Here is a 20,568-nt window from a genome sequence, read left to right as displayed (position 1 = left end):
ATTGAGTATTCCAGAACTCACGAGATCGCTTTGCACTCAGAAAGTGCGGATATTCGCATAGTCGAATTGTGCTTTGTGCGAAATCATGCACAAATGGGTGATGCTGCAACGCCCCGCCGCTGCCTTGTCGACGCCCGAGCAACTCGGCAGGCGGGCGCGCCGTGCGTGGCTGCTGTTTGCGATCGTCGCCCTTGCGATCGCCACGGCCGCACTTTACGGCGCCGGTCTCTATGGCCGCGCAACGGAGCTTGGGACACTGGCGGCGCAAGGCCGCACCGATGCCAATCTGAAGATCGCGCTGCTGCGCGCCGTGCTGGAAAGCCCCCGCGCCCTGCCCCTGCTTTTGTCGGAAGACCAGCAGGTGCGCGACGCGCTGGCACAGAAAAGCACTGCGGCGGTCGATGTGCTGAACCGCAAGCTCGACGGGCTGGTCTCCGGCACCAAGGCGTCGGTGCTCTATGTCATCGGCACCGACGGGCTGGCGATCGCATCCAGCAACTGGCGCGAGCCGATCAGCTTCGTCGGCAACGACTACCGGTTCCGCGATTATTTCTCCGGCGCGATGCAGGCCGGAACTGCCGAATATTTCGCGCTCGGCAATGTCAGCAAGCGCCCTGGCCTCTACATCTCGCGCCGCGTTGGCGATGCTGCCGCCCCGCTTGGCGTCGTCGTCGTCAAGGCGGAGTTCGATCAGCTCGAGGCCGACTGGCACGAGGCAAACCGCCCGGCCTATGTCAGCGACGAGAAGGGCATCGTCCTGATCACCAGCGTGCCATCCTGGCGCTTTATGACGACCGGGCGGCTGGCCGGGCCCGATCTTGCCGCGATCCGGGGCAGCCAGCAGTTCGGCGACGCACCGCTGATGCCGTTGCCGATCACGCGCCCCCAGGCACTCAGCCCTGATATGTCGATCGTCCACGCGGTGACGCCCGGCGGCAGCGACGCGGAATATCTAAGGCTTTCCACGCCAGTCCCTTCGACCCCCTGGCGGCTCGACTATCTCGTTCCGGCTGAAGCGCCGATCGCCGCCGCGGTCCGTGAAATGCGGCTGCTGGCGCTCGGCGTCATCGTTCCGTTGCTCGGCTTTGCCGCGTATCTGTTGTGGCGTCGCCAGTCGGGGCAAATACGGATCGCCGCCGAACAGGCGGCGCGCACCGAGCTCGAACGCCGCGTCGTCGAACGCACCGAGGATCTGAGCCGCGCCCGCGACCGGCTGCAGGCCGAGATATCAGGTCACCGCAGCACCGAAGCCAAGCTGCAGGTGGTGCAGCAGGATCTGGTCCAGGCCAACCGCCTCGCCATCCTCGGCCAGGTCGCCGCCGGCGTCGCCCATGAGATCAACCAGCCGGTCGCCACCATACGCGCCTATGCCGACAACGCCCGCACCTTCCTCGACCGCAAGCAGACAGCGCCTGCCGAGCAAAACCTCGGCGCCATCGCCGCGCTGACGGAGCGCATCGGCACCATCACCGAGGAGCTGAAGGCCTTTGCCCGCAAGGGCCGCACCGCCGCCGAGCCGGTGGAATTGCGCGGCATCATCGAAGGCGCCGTCGTGCTGTTGAGAAGCCGCTTTGCCGGCAGGCTCGACGCACTGGCCATCGACCTGCCGCCGCCGAGCCTCAAAGTCATGGGCAATCAGGTCCGGCTCGAACAGGTGCTGATCAACCTCTTCCAGAACGCGCTTGAAGCGCTGGACGGCCGCGACGACGCTCATGTTAGGGTTTCGGTCGAGGAGACTGCCGACGGCGTGGCCATGAGCGTGTCCGACAATGGACCGGGCATTTCGCCCGCGATCCTCAAGTCGCTATTCACGCCGTTCAACACATCCAAGGAAAAAGGTCTCGGCCTTGGCCTCGTCATCTCGAAGGACATCGTCGCCGATTATGGCGGTCGCATCGAGGTTTCGAGCGACGACAGCGGCACCCGCTTCACCATCCATCTCTTGAAAGCAGCGTAGTGGCCAAGGCAGCATGACCAACGACGACGCAGCGCCGGTCATCCTGATCGATGACGACAGCGATCTCCTCAAGGCCACGGCGCAGACGCTGGAGCTTGCCGGTTTTTCGGTATCGGCTTTTTCGGTGGCGGCCGAAGCGCTGGCTAAACTCGACGCTGGTTTTGCCGGCGTGGTGGTGTCGGATATCCGGATGCCGGAGATTGACGGGTTGCTGCTTTTCGACCGCGTCCTGCGGCTGGACGTGGACATTCCGGTCATCCTCGTCACTGGGCATGGCGACATTGCCATGGCGGTTAAGGCGATCAAGGACGGCGCCTACGACTTCATCACAAAACCCTTCGCCGCCGACCGGCTGGTGCAAAGCGTGCGCCGCGCGGCGGAAAAACGCCGCCTGGTGATGGAAAACCGCGCCTTGCGCGAGGCGGCCGGAGAAGCGCAGGACGGCCTGCCGCTGATCGGCCAGACGCCGGCGATGGAAAGGCTGCGCCGGACGCTGCGCCAGATCGCCGACACCGATGTCGATGTGCTGGTGACCGGCGAAACTGGTTCCGGCAAGGAGGTGGTGGCCAGCCTTCTGCATTGCTGGAGCCGCCGCGCCAGGGGCAATTTCGTTGCGCTGAATTGCGGCACGCTGCCGGAGACGGTCATCGAGAGCGAATTGTTCGGCCATGAGGCGGGCGCCTTCACCGGCGCGCAGAAGAAGCGGATCGGCCGCATCGAACATGCCAGCGGCGGCACGCTGTTCCTCGACGAGATCGAAAGCATGCCGGTCTCGACGCAGGTGCAGATGCTGCGCGTGCTGGAAATGCGCGAGGTCACGCCGCTCGGCACCAATGAAATGCGGCCGGTCGACCTGCGCGTGGTTGCGGCCGCCAAGGTCGACCTCGGCGATCCGCGCCAGCGCGGCACGTTCCGCGAGGACCTCTACTACCGGCTCAACGTGGTGACGATCTCCATCCCGCCGCTGCGCGAGCGCCGCGACGACGTCGCCCTGCTGTTCTTCTATTTCGCCGAGCGCGCCGCCGCCCGCTTCCGGCGCCCGGTGCCGACTGTCCCGGCCGCGGTGCACCGCCGTCTCAGGGAGCATGACTGGCCGGGCAATGTGCGCGAACTGGCGCATTTCGCCGAACGCTTTGTCCTTGGGCTGGAAGAAGGCGCTGGAGCGCCATCCCTTGCCCCAGCCCAGCCGGACGCCGCCATGAAACTGCCGGAGCGGCTGGAACGCTACGAGGCCGACATCATCCGCGAGACTCTTGGCCGCAACGAGGGCGACGTCAGGCGCACGATCGAAGCGCTGGGGATCCCGCGCAAGACCTTCTACGACAAGCTCCAGCGCCACGGCATCGTGCGCAGCGAGTTTTCCAGATAGAGGTCGCCCAGCGCGGCGGTTTCGCTGGCCTCAGGCCTTCTTGCGGTAAGCCTCGAGCTCCGGATCGAGGTCGACGCTCACCGCATTGGTGAACACGGTCGTCGCCACCATGATGCCGGCGAAAGCGACCAGATTGACGAGCAGCGGCTCATGGTATCGGGCTTTCAGTTCGGCCCAGATCTCATCGGGAATAGCATTGGCGTCAGTCGCGATGGCCTTGCCGAAGGCAATCAGCAGCGCTTCATCGGCCGTCGGCTCGATGCTCTCCGGTTCGAGCCCCATATCGATCAGCGCGCTGCGAAAGAAGGTCACCGGCACCTCGGCCCGGCACACTGCGGAAATCGTCAGCGAAAACAGCCAGATGGCGCGATCGTCGAGATCAGACCGCAGCAGGTCGCGCAAGGTGAACCACTCGGCATAGATGCGATGGGCAGCGGGCGAATGCAGCAGGATGCGCTTCATGTTCGTCATCCTGCCGCGCAAGCGCAGTTCCTCGTCGTGCGCCGCGCGGATTTCAGGCGAGGCGGTGTCATAGTCGATCGGGGAAATGCGTGCCATGGAATGGTCCTTGGTTGGTGTCGAACTATCCGGACGAGGAGAAGCCTGCCCAGAGGGCACAGACGCTACAGAACCTGGGTTCCTCGCCCCCACAAAGTGGGGGAGAGGTGGCGAGGCGAAGCCTCGACGGAGAGGGGGATTGGCGCGACCATACCCCTCAGTCGAAGAAGGTCTTTGCTTACGAAGGCCCCCTCTCCGGCCGCTTCGCGGCCACCTCTCCCCCGCCTTGCGGGGGCGAGGAACCCAAGCTTTCAAAGGCCCCCAGTAAGCACAGTGACAAGCTTCGGTGTCGTTCGCAGCGTATTGCTGACCGTACAGATGCTCTCGGCGTCCTCGACGATCCGCCTTTTCGTGGCCTCGTCGAGATCGCCCGATATGTCGAGTGTGATCGTGACGCGGCCGATGCGGGAAACGTCGCCCGCCGCCTTTTCGCCGCTCACATCGGCGCGGACGTCGCCGAGGCTGGCGGCGACACCCATACGCGCGGCAGCGATCCGCGCGCTCAGCACCATGCAGGCGGCCACGGAGGCATAGAGAAGGTCGAGCGGATTGAAGCCCGGCGCGCTGGCCCCGGTCACGACGTCGACCATGCCCCCGGTCGGCGTGGTGACGACCGGCAAGCTGCCCGGCGACAGCACGGCAACCGCGCCGGTGGTTCGCGTCCTGACCTTGAGCTCACTCATTCTCAAATATCCTTTCGGCCGGCCGGGCATGGCGTTGCTCCTGGCGTGCTCAGGGCCGGATACCGCAGCATCCGCCGACGATCGTCAAGGTAGCTGGTCCAGCAGTGCAGCTTGCGCTCCCTAATATGCGTCAAATACCCATATCTCGCCTGCCAACAAGATCGTGACTGAACAAGGCGATAGAGGTGCATCCTGCCGGATTGCATCGGGTCAGGCCGCACCCGTTTGTCAGGAATGCGCGCCGGAACCGATTCCGGTTTTCGGGGCCGTGCGCTAGACTTGTTGCAACCGCAACCGGGCCGCCACCTCCATGATCGTTCAGACCTGTATCAATGGCGCGCGCAGTGCCGACTTCCACCCGCAACTGCCGCTTGACGCGGACGCCATGGCGCGAGACGGCGCGGCCTGTGTGGCCGCAGGTGCCGCCGAGCTGCATGTCCATGCGCGCGGGCTCGATGGCCGCGAAAGCCTCGCGCCTGAGGCCATGGACCTGACTGTGCTCGCGTTGCGCCGTGCCTGCCCGGGAACGCTGATCGGCGTGTCGACCGGCGCCTGGATCGAGAACGACGACAAGCAGACGCTTGCCGCAATCGCCGGTTGGAACGAAATGCCGGACTATGCTTCGGTCAATCTGAGCGAGGAAGCCGCGCCCAAAGTTATGCAAAGCCTGCGGCAGCGCGGCATCGGCATTGAAGCCGGGCTCGCCTCCGTCGCTGACGCCGAGCGTCTAGTGAGCCTCGACCGTGGCAGTCAGGTGCTGCGCATCCTGATCGAGATCTCCGAGCAGGAGTTGGACCCTGCATGGGAGGTCAGCGACGGCATCGCGGCAGTTCTCGATCGCGCCGGGCTGCGTCGCGCCATCCTTTTGCATGGCGAAAACGCGACAGTTTGGCCATTCGTGCACCGGGCGGCGGAGCGCAACTGGTCGACGCGTGTCGGGTTGGAGGACGGCAAGCAGCTTCCGGACGGCACCACGGCATCAGGCAACGCGGCACTGACGGCTGCTGCCGTTGCGATCTTCCGGGCCGGCCGCTGATTCATCCCACAGGTTTCGCGCCTTGCCCGATCTTTTCGGGACCCTGCGTCAGGCCACATCGCGAAAAGTCGAACGCGGCGTTGCGGACTTTGCGTTGGCGCGATCCTCGTGAAGCGCGAAGCCCGTTGCCCCCGGATCGCCCAGTTCGGCGCGGAGCTGCATGCTCGGGATGTGATAGTCCCCGCCATTCTGCTGCCGATAGGGAATCGGCCGGGTTGTCTCGAGCGTCCGCATCCTTTCGCGCAGGCGTTCCGCGACAGGCTCGAAGTCGGCCTCCCCGAAACGGTCCACTCTGTAGACCACGAACGGCGGCAGCACGTCGTAGCCCGGATAGTAGAGGATCCCGTGATTGATCGGGAACAGCAGGTCGTCGATCGGGCCGTTGACGCCGCGGGCGGCATAATGCTCCTCCCAGCCACCGGCGGTCACGATCAGCATCGCGCGCTTGCCGGCAAGCGTTCCCTCGCCAAAGCGGTCACCCCACCGCTTGTCGCTGTGCTCGCCGACACCATAGGCGAAGCCGTAGGCGTACACCCGGTCGACCCAGCCCTTGAGGATCGCCGGCATGGCGTACCACCACAGCGGGAACTGGAGGATCAGCGTGTCGGCCCACAGCAGCTTGTCGATCTCCGCTTTAACGTCGTCGGTCAATGTATTGGTCGCAAAAGCTTTTTTGGAGGCCCCGGCCGGCAGGAAGCGTTCTTCGGGCGGCCACGACGGAAAGTCGGCACGGTCCACCGCGGCTTTCCAGCCATCGGCATAGAGGTCCGATATCTGCACCTCGTGGCCCTGGGCCTCGAGTTCTCTGACGGCGACGTCACGCAGTGCTCCGTTGAGCGAACGTGGTTCAGGATGGGCAAAAACAAGCAGGACTTTCATGGGTCAACTCCGAAGGAAGGACGATTGGTGCAAAGGTAGCCAGCCCCGGTCTGACCCGCTATATCAAGATAATGCATAAGATTATGCCGAATAATGGATAAATCCGACGTTACGCTCGAGCGCATGCGTACCTTCGTTCGCGTCGCCGAGCGCGGCAGCCTCTCGGCGGTGGCGCGCGAGCTCGGCGTTGGGCAGTCGACGGTCACACGGCATTTGCGCGAGCTCGAGGAGGCCATCGGCGTGCCCTTGCTCAGCAGGACCACCCGGCGTGTCACGATGACCGATGAAGGCAGCCGCTACTATTCCGACGCCGTCCAGATCCTGCGCCTCGTCGAGCAGGCTGGCGACGAGGCGCGGGGCACGCGCGGCGCGTCGGCCGGCACGATCCGGATATCCTGCACGGCGGCGCTCGGGGTCTTGCACGTCAGCCGACTGATCTTCGCCTTCCAGGACCGCTATCCCGACATCGGGATCGATCTCAGCCTCACCGACGAGCGCATCGACCTTGTGCGGGAGGGCGTCGACATCGCGCTTCGCCTAGGTCCGCTCACCGACAGCTCGATGAAACTGCGGGCGCTCGGGCAGTCCCGACGTCTGCTGGTGGCGGCGCCGACCTATCTGGCGGCGCGGGGCAGACCGGCTGTTCCGCAGGATCTGCCTGGCCATGAAGGCATCCGGATGTCGAACATCGCCGGAAGCGACACGCTCGCCCTGCGGGGACCGGCGGGCGAACGCCATGCGGTACCCTTTGGCGGCCGATTTCGGGTCGACCATGGGCTTGCCGCGCGCGAAGCCCTTATCGCTGGGCGCGGTATCGCACCTGCCCATCACTGGCTTGTCGACGATCTTCTGGCAGCCGGCCGGCTGGAAGTGGTCTTGCCAGACTATTCCCCGCCCCCCGTACCGCTGAGCATGCTGATCGTCCCGGAGCGCGCCGGCATTGCCCGGGTCCGGCTGCTGGTCGACTTTCTCGCCGAGCGGATCGGCGGCATTCCGGGGATCGAGAAGCTGCGTTAATGCCCTCGGTCGGCTGCGGCACCGGCAGAGCCCCCGTCTTCCGGGATACACCGTCCGGCCACCGTCGAGGCCGTCACCAAAACGGCGCTCAACGTTGCGCCGCGACAATCAGCATCATCGGCCGCTCCAGTTCGTCGGCAAGATCAGGAGACTGCGCGACCTGATCGGCCGTCGGACGCCATTCCTCGACCCGGCGTATGGTGAAACCCGTTTCGATCAGCGTGTTCAGCGTCGTAGCGAGCATGCGATGCTGCTTGAGTACGCCTTTGGCGAGCCAGTCGGTGGTGCGCGGACCTTCGACGCTATAGCGATTGACCGGCCACGTCTTGCGGCCGTCGGCATCGACCGACCAGCCTGGGTGAGACGGTGCCATGTAGATCGGGTGCTCGATGGTGAAGACGAAGTGCGCGCCTGGAAGGAGCGCATCATGCACTGTCTTCACCAGCCGGTCGAAATCCTCGATGTAGTGGAACGCGAGCGAGCTGTAGGCGAAGTCGAACGATGCCCTGGACAGTTCGAGGCGGTCGAGGTCGGCGATGACATAGTCGATATCCGGATCGCTGGTGTCGGCCCTGGCCCGCTCTATCATGTTGCGGGAAAGGTCCAGCCCAAGGACATGCCTTGCGCCATGCACCTTTGCCCAGCGGGCAAACCAGCCAAACCCACAACCGAGATCGACAACGCGCTTGCCGTCGAGATCGGGAAGCAGTGCGCGTATTGCCGGCCATTCCGGTGCGCCGTCCAAGCCGTGAACCGAGCGCGCCATCTGGCTGTAGCCGGCAAAGAATTCAGGCCTGTCATAGATATTCTGTGCCATTGAGCTTCCGTCTTGGGGGCTTGGAGACCACCCCTGATTTCAGGTTGATGCTTAGTGCCGATGGACGAGACGCCGCAAGGAAAAAAGCCCGTGCCTGTGCTTCGGCTATGCCCATTTGGCCCCCGCTTTCCAAGTTTCCGGCGATCGGACGTTGTTGACAAGCGGTCGAACGCTCTTGCAGTTTCGATAAATAGTCCCTAGGCTATTTTCATATCAGAAAGAAAACTCATCCAATAATTCCATTTTATGAAAGCCTGAACGCTGCGAGAACATCTCGATCAGACCGACCGGCGACTGGTCAAGCTGCTGTCGCAGGATGCGCAGCTTGGCGTCAATCGCCTCGCCGAGAAGATGGCGGTGTCGGTGCCGACGGTGCGCATGCGTTTGCGCAACCTGCTCGACCGCAACCTGCTCAAGATCGTCGGGCTGCTCAACCTGACCGAGCGCCCCGAACTGATCTCGGCCATCGTCGGCATTAATGCGCAGGGCCGCGGCCGCGCGCGGGAACTGGCGCAGCGTATCTGTGAGCTGCCTTTCGTGAACTCGGCCTCGGTGGTCACCGGGCGCTTCGACATCATCGTCGACGTGACCGTGGCCGGCGATGTCGCCGATCTCTACCGCGTCACCAGCGAGCTGATCCCCGGTGCCGGCGAGCCGGGCGAAGTCGTGCGCAGTGAGACCTTCGTTGTCATGGCCTCCTGCAACAAATGGGTCAGCCTGCCGGAAGGCTGCTGGTCGGACGAGAGCAAGCGCGACGAAACTGGCCGGCACGAAACCGGCCGAAAGGAAATGCCATGAAGATCGCGGTTCTCGGCGGCCTCGGCCTGCAAGGCCGGGCGGCAATCGCCGATCTCGTCGCCAGCGCCGATGTCGAAGAGGTCGTCTGCGTCGATACCGCTCCGGATGGGGCAGCCCGGCTTGGCGGCCTGGCCGACCTTGCCCGCGTGCGTTTTGTTGTGCCCGAAGGCGCGATCGCCACTGTATTGGCGGAGGTGCTGACGGGGGTCGACGCTGCCATCGACCTGTTGCCGCAGCCGCTGATGCGCGAGGCGGTGCAGGCAGCGATCGCGACGCGCACGCCGCTGGTCACCACCAATTACGGCAAGACGATCGCCGACCTTGCCCCGGCAGCGGAAAAAGCCGGCGTCTCGATCATGACTGAATGCGGGCTCGACCCCGGCATCGACCTTGTGCTCTACGCGCGCGCCGCGAAGCAGTTCGACGCCATCACCGCGATCGATTCCTATTGCGGCGGCATCCCCGAGCCGAAGGCGATGGCCAAGCCGCTGTGCTACAAGGTGAGCTGGAACTTCGACATGGTTCTGGTCAGCCAGAACCGCGACAGCGTGCTGGTCGAGGACGGCCAACGGGTCGAGGTGCCGGCCGGCCGCCAGCACGACAATCCGTTCATCCATCAGATTGAGGTCGAGGGGCTGGGCAGGTTAGAAGCCTTCCCCAATGGCGACGCGCCGCATTATGCCGGCATGCTTGCCGCCGCCAAGGGGTTGCAGCGCTCTGGCCGCTATTCGCTGCGCTGGCCTGGCTGGTCGGCGTTCTGGGCGCCGCTGAAGGAGCTTGGCTTCCTTTCCGAAGACAAGGTGCCCGGCGTTGGCGCCAGCCCACGCGAATTTCTCGGCCGGCTGCTCGGCCCGCAACTGCAATATGGCGCCGACGAAAAGGACCTTTGCGTGATGCGCAATGTCTTTACCGGCACCCAAGGCGGCCGCCGCAAGACGGTGACGTCGGACCTGATCATCGAACGCGATCTGGCCTCCGGCCTGTTCGGCATGAGCCTCGGCGTCGGCTATCCCGCCAGCATCGTGGCGCAGATGCTGGCGCGGGGCGAAATCACCGAGCCCGGCCTGCTCAACCCGCTGCTGCATGTGCCCGACGGCCGCTTCCTCGACGAACTGGCCCGGCGCGGTATACGGGTATCCGAAACGACCAGCTGGGATTGAAGGATTTTCGAACGGTGGCCGCCGCCGGCAACGGCGCTGCCGCTCAAAAAGCACCCCAAGGGGTGGAACAACAAAGTGGAACAACGACAACAAGGAGGAATGCCCCAATGAAGATTGCCAAGCTTTTCATCGCAGGCCTTGCGCTCGCTGGTCTCACAGCCGCGGCCAGTGCCGGAACGCTCGACGAGATCACCAAGCGCGGCGAATTGCGCGTTGCCGTGCAGACGCAGGGACCGCCCTTCTCGTTGGTCGGTGCTGCCGGCGAGCGCACCGGCAGCTCGGTCGAGCTTGCCGAACTGATGGCCAAAGAAATGGGCGTCAAGATCACCTTCCTCGATTTCGATTGGGACGGGCTGATCCCGGCGCTGCTGTCGGGCAAGGCCGATCTTCTGGTCGCCGACATGACGCCGACGCTGGCGCGGGCGATGAAGGTCGCCTTCACCAAGCCCTATATGTACACGGGCAGCACCGTCTTCACCAAGGCCGACGGCAAGTTCAAATCGACAGAGGACTGCAAGGCAAAGGGCACCAAGATCGCCGTGCTGCTCGGCGCGACCGGCGAGAAGGAGGCCAAGAAGGCCTTCCCCGACGCCGACATCAAGAGCTACAAGGGCGGCGGTCCGCTGCTGCTCGACGCCGTCAACAACGGCCAGGCCGATTGTGGCGTCAACGACGTCTCGGCGGTCAAGGGCCAGTCGACCGCCTATCCGGCCGGCAGCTTCACCATCATGCCGGAGATGCTGTCGAAGGAGCCGCTGGCCTTCGCCACACGCTATGACGAGCAGGACCTGCTGACCTGGATGAACCTGTTCCTCGACCAGGTCAGCCTCGACGGCCGCCTGCAGAAGAACCTCGACTACTGGGTCAATTCCGAAGACTGGAAGAAAGATCACTGAGTAGAGCGAATAGCGAGTAGGGAGTAGTAAAAGCGCTACTCGCTACTCGCTACTCGCCATTCACCGCCATGCTCGAAAATTTCAGCTTCCGCACCATCGTCGAATATCTGCCCCTCTTCGGGCAGGGCCTCGTCACGACCGTGTGGCTGTCTGTCCTCGCTTTTGCCGGGGCGCTCGCCGTCGGCATCGTGCTCGCCGCGATGAACCTGCAGCGCAGGCGGCTGTTCCGCATCCCGGCCAAAGTCTATATCGACGCGGTGCGCGCCACGCCCTTGCTGGCTCAGCTCTATTTCCTCTATTTCGGCCTGCCGCGGCTCGGCATCATCCTGCCTGAGCTCGTCGTCGGTATCCTCGCTTTGTCGCTGAACAGCGGCGCCTATGTCGCCGAGATCATCCGCGCCGGCATCCTGTCGATCCCGCGCGGCCAGGTCGAGGCCGGCGTCGCCTCGGGGATGACATATGTCCAGCGCATGCGCCTGGTCATCCTGCCGCAGGCGTTCAAAGTGACGATCCCGCCGCTGCTCGGCCAGGCGATCGTGCTGGTCAAGGATTCCGCTCTGCTGTCGCTGATTGCGGTCGCCGAACTGACGCGTGCCGGACAATTGCTCGCCTCTGACCGCTTCATGCCGGCGGAAGGTTTTATCACCATCGCCGCCTTCTACCTCCTGCTCTATTACGGGCTGAAGGGACTGGCGGCGCTGTCCGGGCGCTGGCTCGGCCTAGCGGGGGCACGGACATGATCTGGCAGCAACTGCAAAGCCTCGCCGGCAGCTACCCCCTCGCCCTGCGCGGCCTCGGCATGACCGTGCTGCTGTCGCTGATCAGCCTGGTGCTGGGCACGCTGATCGGCTTTGGCCTCGGCATCCTGCGGACCGGCGGCAACCGGCTGATCAGCGGCGCGATCGGCGCTTGGGTCGACCTGATCCGCGGCACGCCGTTCCTGGTGCAGATCTTCCTGATTTTCTTCATCCTGCCGGAGCTCGGTATCGAGCTCGACGCCTTTACCGCCGGCATCATCGCGCTGACCAATCTGGCCGCCTGCTTCATCTGCGAGATCGTTGTCGCCGGCATCCGCTCGGTGCCATCAGGCCAGGTCGAAGCGGCACTTGCATCCGGCCTGTCGCGTTGGCAGCGCATGCGCCAGGTGGTGCTGCCGCAGGCGATGCGCATCGTGCTGCCGCCACTGGTCGGGCAATATGTGCTGCTGATCAAGGATTCCTCTGTTGTTTCGGCCATCGGGCTCACCGACCTCACCCGCGTCGGCTGGCTGGTGGTGCAGCGTGTGCCCAACGGCCTCCTGGTCTTCTTCCTCGTCGGCCTCGGCTATTTTATCGTCTGCTATCCGCTGATCATGCTGGCCCGCCGGCTGGAACAGCGCATGGGTGCGGCCCATGGCGAGGTGCAGTTATGACGTCGAACCGTAGCAAAAATGGTACCGGCATGATCGAGTTTCGCGGCGTCAACAAATGGTTCGGCCAGCTCAACGTGCTGAAGGACATCACGCTCAGCGTCGAGCCGCGCGAAGTGGTCGTTGTCTGCGGCCCGAGCGGCTCGGGCAAGAGCACCTTGATCCGCTGCATCAACGGCCTGGAGACGATCCGTGATGGCGACCTTGTGGTCGACGGCCAGCGCCTTGGCGACCCCGCCACCAACATGACGCGGCTGCGCACCGAGATCGGCTTCGTCTTCCAGTCGTTCAACCTCTATCCCCACAAGACCGCACTTGAGAACGTGACGTTGGCGCCCATCCATGTGCGCAAGATCCCGCGCACTGAGGCCGAGAAGGCTGGGCGCGAGTTGCTTGCCAAGGTCGGCCTTGCCGACAAGGTGAACGCCTATCCCGCGCAACTGTCCGGCGGCCAGCAGCAGCGCGTGGCGATCGCGCGCTGCCTCGGCATGCGCCCCAAGATCATGCTGTTCGACGAGCCGACCTCGGCGCTCGACCCCGAGATGATCTCGGAAGTCCTCGACGTCATGGTCGCGGTGGCCGAGGAAGGCATGACCATGATGGTGGTGACCCACGAGATGGGCTTTGCCCGCAAGGTCGCGCAGCGCGTGGTGTTCATGGACGCCGGCGCCATAGTCGAGAGCGGCACGCCCGACGAGTTCTTCTCGCATCCCAAGACCGAGCGCAGCCGCGCCTTCCTGAGCAAGATCCTGCGGCATTAGGATTGCCGGAAACGAAAGCTCGTCGCCGCGAAGCTATTTCACCTTGATGACAACCTTGCCCTTGGCGCGGCCTTGCTCGATGTAGGCCAAGGCCTCATTGGTCACCTCAAACGGGAAGACGCGATCTATGACCGGGCGGATAACGCCCGACTCGATCAGAGACGTGATCTTGGTCAACTGCACCCCATTGGCGGCCATGAACAGGAACGAATATCGGACACCTGCGCGTTTGGCCCTGCTCCTGATGCCGGCGCTCAAAAGGCGTATAACCAGTCTCAGCACCATGTTCAGGCCCTTCTCCCTGGCAAACCCAGGATCGGGCGGACCGGAGATAGAAACGGCGAGGCCACCCGGCTTCAACACACGCAGCGACTTTTCGAGCGTCTTGTTGTCCTGGCTGTTCAGGACGAGATCGTAGCCCGAAAGGACCTTCTCGAAGTCATCCTTCTTGTAGTCGATGATGACGTCGGCGCCCAATTTCCTGACCATGTCCATGTTCGACGCGCTTGTCGTCGTGGCGACCGTCGCGCCGAGGTGCTTTGCCAACTGAATGGCGAATGTCCCCACCCCGCCTGAGCCGGCCTGAATGAAGACTTTCTGTCCTTTCTTCAGCTTCGCCCCTTCGATCAGCACCTGCCAGGCGGTCAGCCCCACCAGCGGAATGGATGCAGCCTCTTCCATGCTGAGGTTCTTCGGCTTCAGGGCCACGTCCGCATCATCAATGGCGATGTACTCGGCGAAAGCCCCATCCGACCGTCGCGCGGTCGCGCATAGACCTCGTCGCCCGGCTTGAACTGTCGGACCTTCGAGCCGACGCGAATGACCGTTCCGGCCACGTCATGGCCTGCAACGAAGGGCCGGCGATAGGGCAGGATGAGCTTGAATTCTCCGTCCCTGATCTTGGAGTCCAGCACATTGAGGCTGGCGGCATGGATCTGCACCAGCACGTCATTCTCCCCCACTTCCGGCTCTGGAACCTCTCCAAGCCGCAGGGGAGCGTTCTTTGCATATCGATCGACGATGAAGGCCTTCATTGCAGCTTTCCAAATTGAGGGACCCAGAGCGCCGTCTCCGACACGTCATCCTATTGCATTACGATCACTTAATGATAATATGATCGTAATGCAATAGCCGGTCAAAAGGAGAAACCATGCGCTACGAGAAGGGTAGAAAGGACGCATCGCGGCAGCGGATCATGGATGTGGCGGCCGAACGGTTTCGTTCCGACGGCATCGCTGCATCGGGCCTCGCCGGCATCATGGGCGAGGCGGGACTGACCAACGGAGCCTTCTATCCCCATTTCCCGTCCAAGGCGGCGCTTGTGCGTGAGAGCGTGGCGACCGCGCTGGAGGCTCAGGCGGCCCAGATTCAGGAGCTATTGGCCGCCGGCGGCCCGTCAATGGCCATCGACGCGTATCTCTCGGCGGAACACCGGGACAATCCTGGCAAAGGTTGCGCGTCAGCCGCGCTGTTGCCCGAAATTGCGCGTGAGCCGGCCGAGACGCGCCAGGTTTACGCCGAACACCTGCTCAAGCTCGTGCGCCAGGTGGCGGCCGAACTTACGCCCGACGCCCGCGACCCCGAAGATGTCGCGTTCGGCGTCTTCGCGACTCTGATCGGCACGCTTGAGCTGTCGCGCGCGGTGAACGGAACCGAACTGTCCGATCGCATTCTTGAGGCAGGCGCGGTGGCGGCGAAGGCGCTGCTCCAGCCCCGCGAGAACGACAAGCCAGCGGAAAGGAAATCCTCATGAACGTGCATCAGCTATCGCGACCTGCCGCGATCATCAAACACAGGGACGTGCCGACGAAAACGGTCGACGTCGACGGCACGAAGTTCGCCTACCGGGAGCTCGGCCCCAGGTCAGGGGTACCGGTGATCTTTCTCACCCATCTGAGTGCGGTTCTCGACAATTGGGATCCCCGGGTCGTCGATGGCATTGCCGCAAAGCGGCGTGTCATTACCTTCGATAACCGTGGTGTTGGTGCATCAGGCGGCTCCACTCCCAACACGGTGGAGGCAATGGCCCGCGACGCGATTGCCTTCATCCGGACCCTCGGTTTCAAGCAGGTCGATCTGCTCGGCCTATCTCTTGGCGGCTTCATCGCCCAGGCGATTGTTCAGTTGGAACCTGATCTGGTTCGCAAGATCATCCTCGCGGGAACCGGCCCAGCCGGGGGTACCGGCATCGACCGGGTGGCGTTCGTCACCATCTTCGACATGATCCGCGCCGCGCTGACCATCAAGGACCCAAAGAACTACCTCTTCTTCACCCAAAGCCCCAGGGGCAAGAAGGCGGCGCGCGAGTTTCTGCAGCGATTGAAGGAACGGACCAATGACCGCGACAGGCCCATCGCGCTCGGCGCCTTCAACCAGCAGCTCAAGGCAGTCTGTGCCTTTGGCCGGGAGCGCCCTGCCGACCTATCGCGTATCCGCCACCCGGTGCTCGTGGTGAATGGCGACCACGACAGAATGGTGCCCACCAGCAATTCCGTCGACCTGGCTCGGCGCATTCCCAATGCCGAGCTGGTTCTATACGAGGATGGCGGGCATACCGCCATTTTCCAGTATCACGGCGCCTTCGTGGAAAAGGCCCTGGATTTCCTCGAGGCCTAGCATCGGCCCAATCGGAATCGATTTCGGAAAGCACGATGCGCGGATTCGAAGTGCTAGAGCGTACTTTTGTGCGTTCAAGTGGACGCACGTCGCTCTCTCAGCCTGCCCGCGGCCGGCGTCATCAGTCGAACGTCGCCAGAGGCTCAGTGCGGACCTCGACCCACTGGCAGCGCCTGCTCTCGTGATAGAAGGACAGGAAGGGCGGCGGGAACGATGGGTCGGCGAAAGCGCCCGCCGGGATGGCGACCAGACCGGGCTGCGTGTCAATCCGGTAGTGGACGGAGGTGCCGCAATCCGGGCAGAAGCTGTAGATGACGCGGCCGCCCTCGTCGCCAAGGCGCGTGAACTCTGCCGAGCGTCCCTGGATCGACACATTATTCTCCGCAAACCGCGCGTTGAAGCTGAACGCGCTGCCCGTGCGCCGCTTGCAGGCCAGGCAATGGCAGACGGAGATGCGTACCGGCTCGCCCGAACAAGTGGCTGAAAGCTGACCGCAGGAACATTCGGCGCGGCGCGTGACCATGGCTGGACCCTTTTAGCGAACGACATCAATGGGTTTCGGCACGGGCCCTGAGCTCTGCCCGCTTCGCATCCGAGACGACGGCAAGGTCGAGCACCTTCTGCAATTCGGCGGCATGGCGGAACGACGGCTCGGCCTGAACGCCAGTGCGCACTGCATCGACAAAGCGCTGGTAGTTGGTCGGCACCGTTCCGGCATCGAGAACCTGCCATTTGGCGTCCTCGACATTCTCGCCCATGCACGCCTTCAGCTCCGAGCCGTTCAGATTGTGAACGACTTCGATGCCGCCCTTGTCGCCATAGATGCGCAGTCGCAGTTCGTTCAGATGACCGGTTGCCCAGCGGCTGGCATGGACGACGCCGAAAGCGCCGTTGCTGAAATCCAGCGCCATGGTGAAACTGTCATTGGCGTCGAGCTCGTACTCGCCGATCCGGTTGCCGGGCGCCTTGTCAAAGGACCTGAGGCGGCAGAACACATGGTCGACGTCGAGTGCGGCGCCATAGCTGGCGAAATCGAGGATGTGGATGCCGACATCCCCCAGCACGCCATTGGAGCCGTGGCCGCGCGACAGCCGCCACAGCCATTTCGGATCGGTGCGCCAGTCGCCCCAGAATTTGGATACCAGCCAGCTCTGCAGATAGGACGCTTCGACGTGCCTGACCTGGCCGATCTCACCGGCAAGCACCATGGCGCGCGCCTTCTGCAGTGCTGCAACGTTGCGGTAGGTCAGGTTGACCATGTTGATGATGCCGGCTTGCTCGGCGGCATCAGCCATTTCGCTGGCCCTCTGGTAATTTTCGGCCAGCGGTTTTTCGCACAGCACCGGCTTGCCCGCCGCGACCAGCGTCATGGTGGTCGGATGGTGGATGCGATCCGGCGTCACGTTCGCCACCGCGTCGAACTTGTCCCATGTGAGCGCGTCTTCCAGCGAGGTGAAGCGATTGGGAATGCCGTTGGTGTCCGAAAATTCGTCGAGACGCTTGCGGTCGACATCGACGGCGCCGACCAGTTCGACGCCCTCGATCTTACCGAACTGCCTGGCGTGCTCCTCCGCCATCCAGCCGGTGCCGAGTATCAACAGACGCATGATTCTTATCCTTAGGATGGAGCTTTATCTTGTTGTTCAACCATGGATTTTCCGACCGAAGGCACGGGATGGCCTAGCGATAGCCGGCTTCATCAGCGGCATGGAGTTTTCCGCCGCGCTCGACGATCGGCTCAAGCGCCTTTTCCACCGGCACGTTCGGCGCGTCGAGGATGGCTGGGTTTGACCCCTGCGGGTTGTGCGCCCATTTCACTGCATTGCGCAGCACCTTCTGCACGGTAGCGTCGTGATAGGTCGGATAGGTCTCGTGACCTGGCCTGAAATAGAAAATGTTGCCGGCACCCCGGCGATAGGTCAGCCCCGACCGGAACACTTCGCCACCCTGGAACCAGGAGATGAAAACCGTTTCCAGCGGCTCCGGCACGGCGAACTGCTCGCCATACATCTCCTCATTCTCGAGCTCGAAATACTCGCCGATCCCGGCAGCGATCGGGTGGTTGGGACTCGTCACCCAAAGCCGCTCGCGCTCGCCGGCCTCGCGCCATTTCAGCGTGCAGGGCGTGCCCATCAGCGTCTTGAATATCTTCGAGAAATGGCCGGAGTGGAGGACGATCAGCCCCATCCCTTCCCAGACGCGGCGCGCCACACGCTCGACGACCTCGTCGGCGACAGCACCATGGTCCTTGTGTCCCCACCACAGCAGGACGTCGGTTTGCGCCAGACGATCGGCCGGCAAGCCATGGTCCGGCTGCTCCAGCGTCGCCCATGACACGGAAATTTCGGGATCGAGCTTCAGCGCGTTGGCGATCGTTGCGTGCATGCCCTCGGGGTAGATCCCCGCGACCACCTCATTGGTCCGCTCGTGGATATTCTCGCCCCAAACGACAGCGCGTATAGTCATGACATCCTCTTTGATCGGTTGAAGCCGCCGCCCCGGCACCTCCAGTCATAGTATCCCTGGACAGGATTGAAAACCTTCGAGATTGGCCGAAATCTCTCCACAGCTTCGTCATCCCGGACCGGAGCAGGAGCGAAACGACGTCGCGAAGACCCTGGGATGAAGAAGCCATGAAGACAGCCGCCGCTACGACCTACGCGCCGCGCCTTGCGGCACGACCTGCATCAGCGGCTTCGTTAGCCGCGCACGACGAGACGCTTGACCTTGCCCTTCTTGAAGGCGGCGAGGAAGCGGGCATAGTCCTTGAAAACGACGCAGCCGCTCGATTCTCCGCGGCGGCCGCGCAGCAGGTAGGTGTGCGCAAGAAAGCCGTCCCGACCAAATTTGTTCTTGCCGTCGATAGGAGTGAGACGCAGCGCCTCGACGCCATGGAAGCGCGATTCACGCAGCCTCAGATCGTAGGTGTGGGGCGGCGTCGGGCCGGCATTCTTCCGGTTGGCGTAGCGCGGCTGGTCGGCCATCGCGCCCAGTCCCGAATGCGCCTCGAGCCGCGAACCATCAGGCATATAGACGGTTTTCGCCGAGATGTCGTAGACGGCGACGCCGCTGCCGACGCCGGGCTTGCTGAACAGGTTGCGGAAGGCCCCGCCGCCCGCCGGGCTGTCGGGTTTGGCATAGGCCAGCATATCTGCGGCCTTCGACCGCTTGGCCGGCTTGCCCTGCGTGCCCGAGCTGGCTTGCATGCTTGGCATCGCCGCCGGTGACGAACTCCTCGGTGACAAGGCCGGCGCCCGGGGCATCTCGACCTGCGGAGCGTCGGCGGTCTGCGCCTTGTTGGCTTTGGATGACTGAGACTGGGCCTTGGCGGCCTTCGAGGTCTGGACCTTGGGCGCTTTGGCCTTGGGTGTCTCGACCTCGGGTGTCTCGACCTCGGGCGCCTCGTCTGACTGATCGATTTCCGCCCGCGGGCGGAAGGTCGGCAAGGGAACGCTGTCGGGCATCTCGTCCTGCGGCGGCAGCGAGGCCATCTGCACCTCGCCCTCATGCGGCGCAGCAGGGTCGGCTGTCGCCACCTCCGGCAGCACGTCGATCATCTGTTCCGGCAATGCATTCGCAAGCGCCAGCGCCAGACGGGAAGATCGTTCGATCTCAGCGACCTCCGGCCCGAAGCGCACCGAGGCCGGGCCGTTCTGCTCGGGCAGGCGCACCGGCTCCTCGACGCGCCCGGCCGCCGGCAGGCTGGCAAGCATAGGAGGTGCTGCGTGGGCAAAGGCAGCAGCAAGCTTTTGCGGCGACAACGCCGCCTTCGCCACCACGGCGTCGAAGCGCGCTTGCGGAGAGATTTCTGCAACAAGCGGCACGGCAGCCGGCTGCGCCAACGGTTTGAGACGCGCCACCTTGCCCTCGTGCATGAAGCTCGCGGCGGCGTGCGCACAGCCGGCATCGCACCGGCTGAGCAGCGACGCCTGACGCTGCCGGCTTGCCAGTGACGGCGCCCAGGAATTGGCTGACGAATTGGTAAGCGCGCGCCGGTGATCGGCGAGCGCGATAGTGCGCGGCGAGAGCAGGCCTTGCGGAAGACTGCTGGAGGCAGCGGTGAGCGAAGTCCCCACCGAATAAAGGCCGGCCAGGGTCGCCACCGACCACAAAGCAATCGCAACGCCAACAACGGGAACCGCGACCCAGCGCAGGCCGGGCCTCATCGAAGTCAACCCAGAATCAGGATTGTCACCCCGGTTATTCAAACGCATAAACGCCATACAACCAACCTCAATCGGCCTTGCGGCATGCGGGACTCGCTGCCGTCATAATCGCAGTCGCCTGGTGCCCCCTGCACGCTTCGCGTCTGTTGCCGATTGATTCAAAGATGGACAAACTTGGTTAACCAATCCCTCAACCGATCGCCGATTGGGCGAAGGTCGATATCAAAAAAGCTCCCTCCCCGACTATGAAAACTGCGGAAATGCCCTCCATACCAGGCTTTGCTGCCCGTTTTTGCCGACCGAGTCAAGAAACCGAAAGGACTAGACCTTGCCTGGGTGGGCGACAGCTGAGGGCTGTTTCGGGATAAAAAGCGTCGCATCACCTGTGATCGTCTGCGCGCAGGTTGCGCTTCGGGCGCGGCCTTGCATACAGGTAGATGCGCCTGT

20 protein-coding genes and 1 pseudogene are annotated in these 20,568 nt (G+C 63.7%); 12 read left to right on the top strand and 9 right to left on the bottom strand.

What is annotated here, in order from left to right:
- Positions 1 to 100: 100 nt before the first annotated feature.
- Positions 101 to 1,957, top strand: a complete 1,857-nt coding sequence (locus tag ABID19_RS02180) for a sensor histidine kinase (RefSeq protein WP_354487637.1) — start codon at positions 101 to 103, stop codon at positions 1,955 to 1,957.
- 13 nt (positions 1,958 to 1,970) lie between these two features.
- Positions 1,971 to 3,326, top strand: coding sequence for a sigma-54-dependent transcriptional regulator (locus tag ABID19_RS02175; protein WP_354487635.1), 1,356 nt, complete (start codon positions 1,971 to 1,973; stop codon positions 3,324 to 3,326).
- 30 nt (positions 3,327 to 3,356) lie between these two features.
- On the opposite strand, the gene ABID19_RS02170 is transcribed toward ABID19_RS02175, so the two are convergent.
- On the bottom strand, positions 3,357 to 3,884 hold the full coding sequence (locus ABID19_RS02170; protein WP_354487634.1) for a carboxymuconolactone decarboxylase family protein: 528 nt from the start codon (positions 3,882 to 3,884) through the stop codon (positions 3,357 to 3,359).
- Positions 3,885 to 4,135: 251 nt separating this feature from the next.
- On the bottom strand, positions 4,136 to 4,567 hold the full coding sequence (locus tag ABID19_RS02165; RefSeq protein WP_354487632.1) for an OsmC family protein: 432 nt from the start codon (positions 4,565 to 4,567) through the stop codon (positions 4,136 to 4,138).
- A gap of 310 nt (positions 4,568 to 4,877) precedes the next feature.
- Here ABID19_RS02165 and ABID19_RS02160 point away from each other — a divergent pair, with 310 nt between their 5' ends.
- Positions 4,878 to 5,603, top strand: coding sequence for a 3-keto-5-aminohexanoate cleavage protein (locus ABID19_RS02160; protein WP_354487630.1), 726 nt, complete (start codon positions 4,878 to 4,880; stop codon positions 5,601 to 5,603).
- Positions 5,604 to 5,651: 48 nt separating this feature from the next.
- Here ABID19_RS02160 and ABID19_RS02155 read toward each other — a convergent pair whose 3' ends face one another.
- Positions 5,652 to 6,482 (bottom strand): NAD(P)H-dependent oxidoreductase, encoded by an 831-nt coding sequence (locus ABID19_RS02155; protein ID WP_354487627.1) that lies wholly within the window; start codon positions 6,480 to 6,482, stop codon positions 5,652 to 5,654.
- Between the two features lie 93 nt (positions 6,483 to 6,575).
- Between ABID19_RS02155 and ABID19_RS02150 the strand changes: the two genes are divergently transcribed.
- Positions 6,576 to 7,499, top strand: coding sequence for a LysR family transcriptional regulator (locus tag ABID19_RS02150; protein ID WP_354487625.1), 924 nt, complete (start codon positions 6,576 to 6,578; stop codon positions 7,497 to 7,499).
- Positions 7,500 to 7,587: 88 nt separating this feature from the next.
- On the opposite strand, the gene ABID19_RS02145 is transcribed toward ABID19_RS02150, so the two are convergent.
- Positions 7,588 to 8,316, bottom strand: coding sequence for a class I SAM-dependent methyltransferase (locus tag ABID19_RS02145; RefSeq protein ID WP_354487623.1), 729 nt, complete (start codon positions 8,314 to 8,316; stop codon positions 7,588 to 7,590).
- A 261-nt stretch (positions 8,317 to 8,577) separates the two neighbouring features.
- Here ABID19_RS02145 and ABID19_RS02140 point away from each other — a divergent pair, with 261 nt between their 5' ends.
- The 6 genes from ABID19_RS02140 (at position 8,578) to ABID19_RS02115 (ending at position 13,339) form a co-directional block, all read left to right on the top strand.
- Entirely contained in the window at positions 8,578 to 9,114 is a 537-nt protein-coding gene (locus ABID19_RS02140) for an Lrp/AsnC family transcriptional regulator (protein ID WP_127292998.1), read from the top strand.
- On the top strand, positions 9,111 to 10,274 hold the full coding sequence (locus tag ABID19_RS02135) for a saccharopine dehydrogenase family protein (protein ID WP_354487621.1): 1,164 nt from the start codon (positions 9,111 to 9,113) through the stop codon (positions 10,272 to 10,274). Before ABID19_RS02140 ends, ABID19_RS02135 begins: the two co-directional genes overlap by 4 nt.
- Positions 10,275 to 10,381: 107 nt before the next feature.
- Positions 10,382 to 11,170: an ABC transporter substrate-binding protein gene (locus ABID19_RS02130; protein WP_354487619.1), complete on the top strand. Its 789-nt coding sequence runs from the start codon at positions 10,382 to 10,384 to the stop codon at positions 11,168 to 11,170.
- Between the two features lie 68 nt (positions 11,171 to 11,238).
- The gene (locus tag ABID19_RS02125) at positions 11,239 to 11,910 is read left to right on the top strand and encodes an amino acid ABC transporter permease (protein WP_354487618.1); all 672 of its coding nucleotides are present in this window, start codon (positions 11,239 to 11,241) and stop codon (positions 11,908 to 11,910) included.
- A complete protein-coding gene (locus tag ABID19_RS02120) occupies positions 11,907 to 12,581 on the top strand; it encodes an amino acid ABC transporter permease (protein WP_354487616.1) in 675 nt (224 codons plus the stop codon). The genes ABID19_RS02125 and ABID19_RS02120 overlap by 4 nt, the downstream gene beginning before the upstream one ends.
- Positions 12,582 to 12,610: 29 nt before the next feature.
- Positions 12,611 to 13,339, top strand: a complete 729-nt coding sequence (locus ABID19_RS02115; protein WP_354487615.1) for an amino acid ABC transporter ATP-binding protein — start codon at positions 12,611 to 12,613, stop codon at positions 13,337 to 13,339.
- Between the two features lie 33 nt (positions 13,340 to 13,372).
- On the opposite strand, the pseudogene ABID19_RS02110 reads toward ABID19_RS02115, so the two are convergent.
- Positions 13,373 to 14,373: pseudogene (locus tag ABID19_RS02110) on the bottom strand (NADP-dependent oxidoreductase).
- Between the two features lie 116 nt (positions 14,374 to 14,489).
- Here ABID19_RS02110 and ABID19_RS02105 point away from each other — a divergent pair.
- Positions 14,490 to 15,092: a TetR/AcrR family transcriptional regulator gene (locus ABID19_RS02105; protein WP_354487613.1), complete on the top strand. Its 603-nt coding sequence runs from the start codon at positions 14,490 to 14,492 to the stop codon at positions 15,090 to 15,092.
- A complete protein-coding gene (locus tag ABID19_RS02100; protein WP_354487611.1) occupies positions 15,089 to 15,955 on the top strand; it encodes an alpha/beta fold hydrolase in 867 nt (288 codons plus the stop codon). Before ABID19_RS02105 ends, ABID19_RS02100 begins: the two co-directional genes overlap by 4 nt.
- Positions 15,956 to 16,076: 121 nt before the next feature.
- On the opposite strand, the gene ABID19_RS02095 is transcribed toward ABID19_RS02100, so the two are convergent.
- The 4 genes from ABID19_RS02095 to ABID19_RS02080 form a co-directional block, all read right to left on the bottom strand.
- On the bottom strand, positions 16,077 to 16,478 hold the full coding sequence (locus tag ABID19_RS02095) for a GFA family protein (RefSeq protein ID WP_354487609.1): 402 nt from the start codon (positions 16,476 to 16,478) through the stop codon (positions 16,077 to 16,079).
- 25 nt (positions 16,479 to 16,503) lie between these two features.
- On the bottom strand, positions 16,504 to 17,562 hold the full coding sequence (locus ABID19_RS02090) for a Gfo/Idh/MocA family protein (protein WP_354487608.1): 1,059 nt from the start codon (positions 17,560 to 17,562) through the stop codon (positions 16,504 to 16,506).
- A 73-nt stretch (positions 17,563 to 17,635) separates the two neighbouring features.
- Complete coding sequence (locus ABID19_RS02085; protein ID WP_352931433.1) at positions 17,636 to 18,421, bottom strand: ThuA domain-containing protein; 786 nt, start codon at positions 18,419 to 18,421, stop codon at positions 17,636 to 17,638.
- 233 nt (positions 18,422 to 18,654) lie between these two features.
- Complete coding sequence (locus ABID19_RS02080; RefSeq protein ID WP_354487606.1) at positions 18,655 to 20,121, bottom strand: DUF2778 domain-containing protein; 1,467 nt, start codon at positions 20,119 to 20,121, stop codon at positions 18,655 to 18,657.
- Between the last annotated feature and the right edge of the window lie 447 nt (positions 20,122 to 20,568).

Origin of the sequence: Mesorhizobium robiniae, assembly GCF_040545535.1 — a bacterium.
Lineage (GTDB): Bacteria > Pseudomonadota > Alphaproteobacteria > Rhizobiales > Rhizobiaceae > Mesorhizobium > Mesorhizobium robiniae.
Note: the sequence above shows the minus strand (reverse complement) of the source record. Positions and strands in the feature narration are given on the sequence as shown.

What these genes read in the sequence shown, in the direction of transcription:
- ABID19_RS02180 (WP_354487637.1), top strand. Translation starts at nt 101, where the DNA reads ATGCTGCAACGCCCCGCCGCTGCCTTGTCGACGCCCGAGCAACTCGGC.
- ABID19_RS02175 (WP_354487635.1), top strand. Translation starts at nt 1,971, where the DNA reads ATGACCAACGACGACGCAGCGCCGGTCATCCTGATCGATGACGACAGC.
- ABID19_RS02170 (WP_354487634.1), bottom strand. Translation starts at nt 3,884, where the DNA reads ATGGCACGCATTTCCCCGATCGACTATGACACCGCCTCGCCTGAAATC.
- ABID19_RS02165 (WP_354487632.1), bottom strand. Translation starts at nt 4,567, where the DNA reads ATGAGTGAGCTCAAGGTCAGGACGCGAACCACCGGCGCGGTTGCCGTG.
- ABID19_RS02160 (WP_354487630.1), top strand. Translation starts at nt 4,878, where the DNA reads ATGATCGTTCAGACCTGTATCAATGGCGCGCGCAGTGCCGACTTCCAC.
- ABID19_RS02155 (WP_354487627.1), bottom strand. Translation starts at nt 6,482, where the DNA reads ATGAAAGTCCTGCTTGTTTTTGCCCATCCTGAACCACGTTCGCTCAAC.
- ABID19_RS02150 (WP_354487625.1), top strand. Translation starts at nt 6,576, where the DNA reads ATGGATAAATCCGACGTTACGCTCGAGCGCATGCGTACCTTCGTTCGC.
- ABID19_RS02145 (WP_354487623.1), bottom strand. Translation starts at nt 8,316, where the DNA reads ATGGCACAGAATATCTATGACAGGCCTGAATTCTTTGCCGGCTACAGC.
- ABID19_RS02135 (WP_354487621.1), top strand. Translation starts at nt 9,111, where the DNA reads ATGAAGATCGCGGTTCTCGGCGGCCTCGGCCTGCAAGGCCGGGCGGCA.
- ABID19_RS02130 (WP_354487619.1), top strand. Translation starts at nt 10,382, where the DNA reads ATGAAGATTGCCAAGCTTTTCATCGCAGGCCTTGCGCTCGCTGGTCTC.
- ABID19_RS02125 (WP_354487618.1), top strand. Translation starts at nt 11,239, where the DNA reads ATGCTCGAAAATTTCAGCTTCCGCACCATCGTCGAATATCTGCCCCTC.
- ABID19_RS02120 (WP_354487616.1), top strand. Translation starts at nt 11,907, where the DNA reads ATGATCTGGCAGCAACTGCAAAGCCTCGCCGGCAGCTACCCCCTCGCC.
- ABID19_RS02115 (WP_354487615.1), top strand. Translation starts at nt 12,611, where the DNA reads ATGATCGAGTTTCGCGGCGTCAACAAATGGTTCGGCCAGCTCAACGTG.
- ABID19_RS02105 (WP_354487613.1), top strand. Translation starts at nt 14,490, where the DNA reads ATGCGCTACGAGAAGGGTAGAAAGGACGCATCGCGGCAGCGGATCATG.
- ABID19_RS02100 (WP_354487611.1), top strand. Translation starts at nt 15,089, where the DNA reads ATGAACGTGCATCAGCTATCGCGACCTGCCGCGATCATCAAACACAGG.
- ABID19_RS02095 (WP_354487609.1), bottom strand. Translation starts at nt 16,478, where the DNA reads ATGGTCACGCGCCGCGCCGAATGTTCCTGCGGTCAGCTTTCAGCCACT.
- ABID19_RS02090 (WP_354487608.1), bottom strand. Translation starts at nt 17,562, where the DNA reads ATGCGTCTGTTGATACTCGGCACCGGCTGGATGGCGGAGGAGCACGCC.
- ABID19_RS02085 (WP_352931433.1), bottom strand. Translation starts at nt 18,421, where the DNA reads ATGACTATACGCGCTGTCGTTTGGGGCGAGAATATCCACGAGCGGACC.
- ABID19_RS02080 (WP_354487606.1), bottom strand. Translation starts at nt 20,121, where the DNA reads ATGAGGCCCGGCCTGCGCTGGGTCGCGGTTCCCGTTGTTGGCGTTGCG.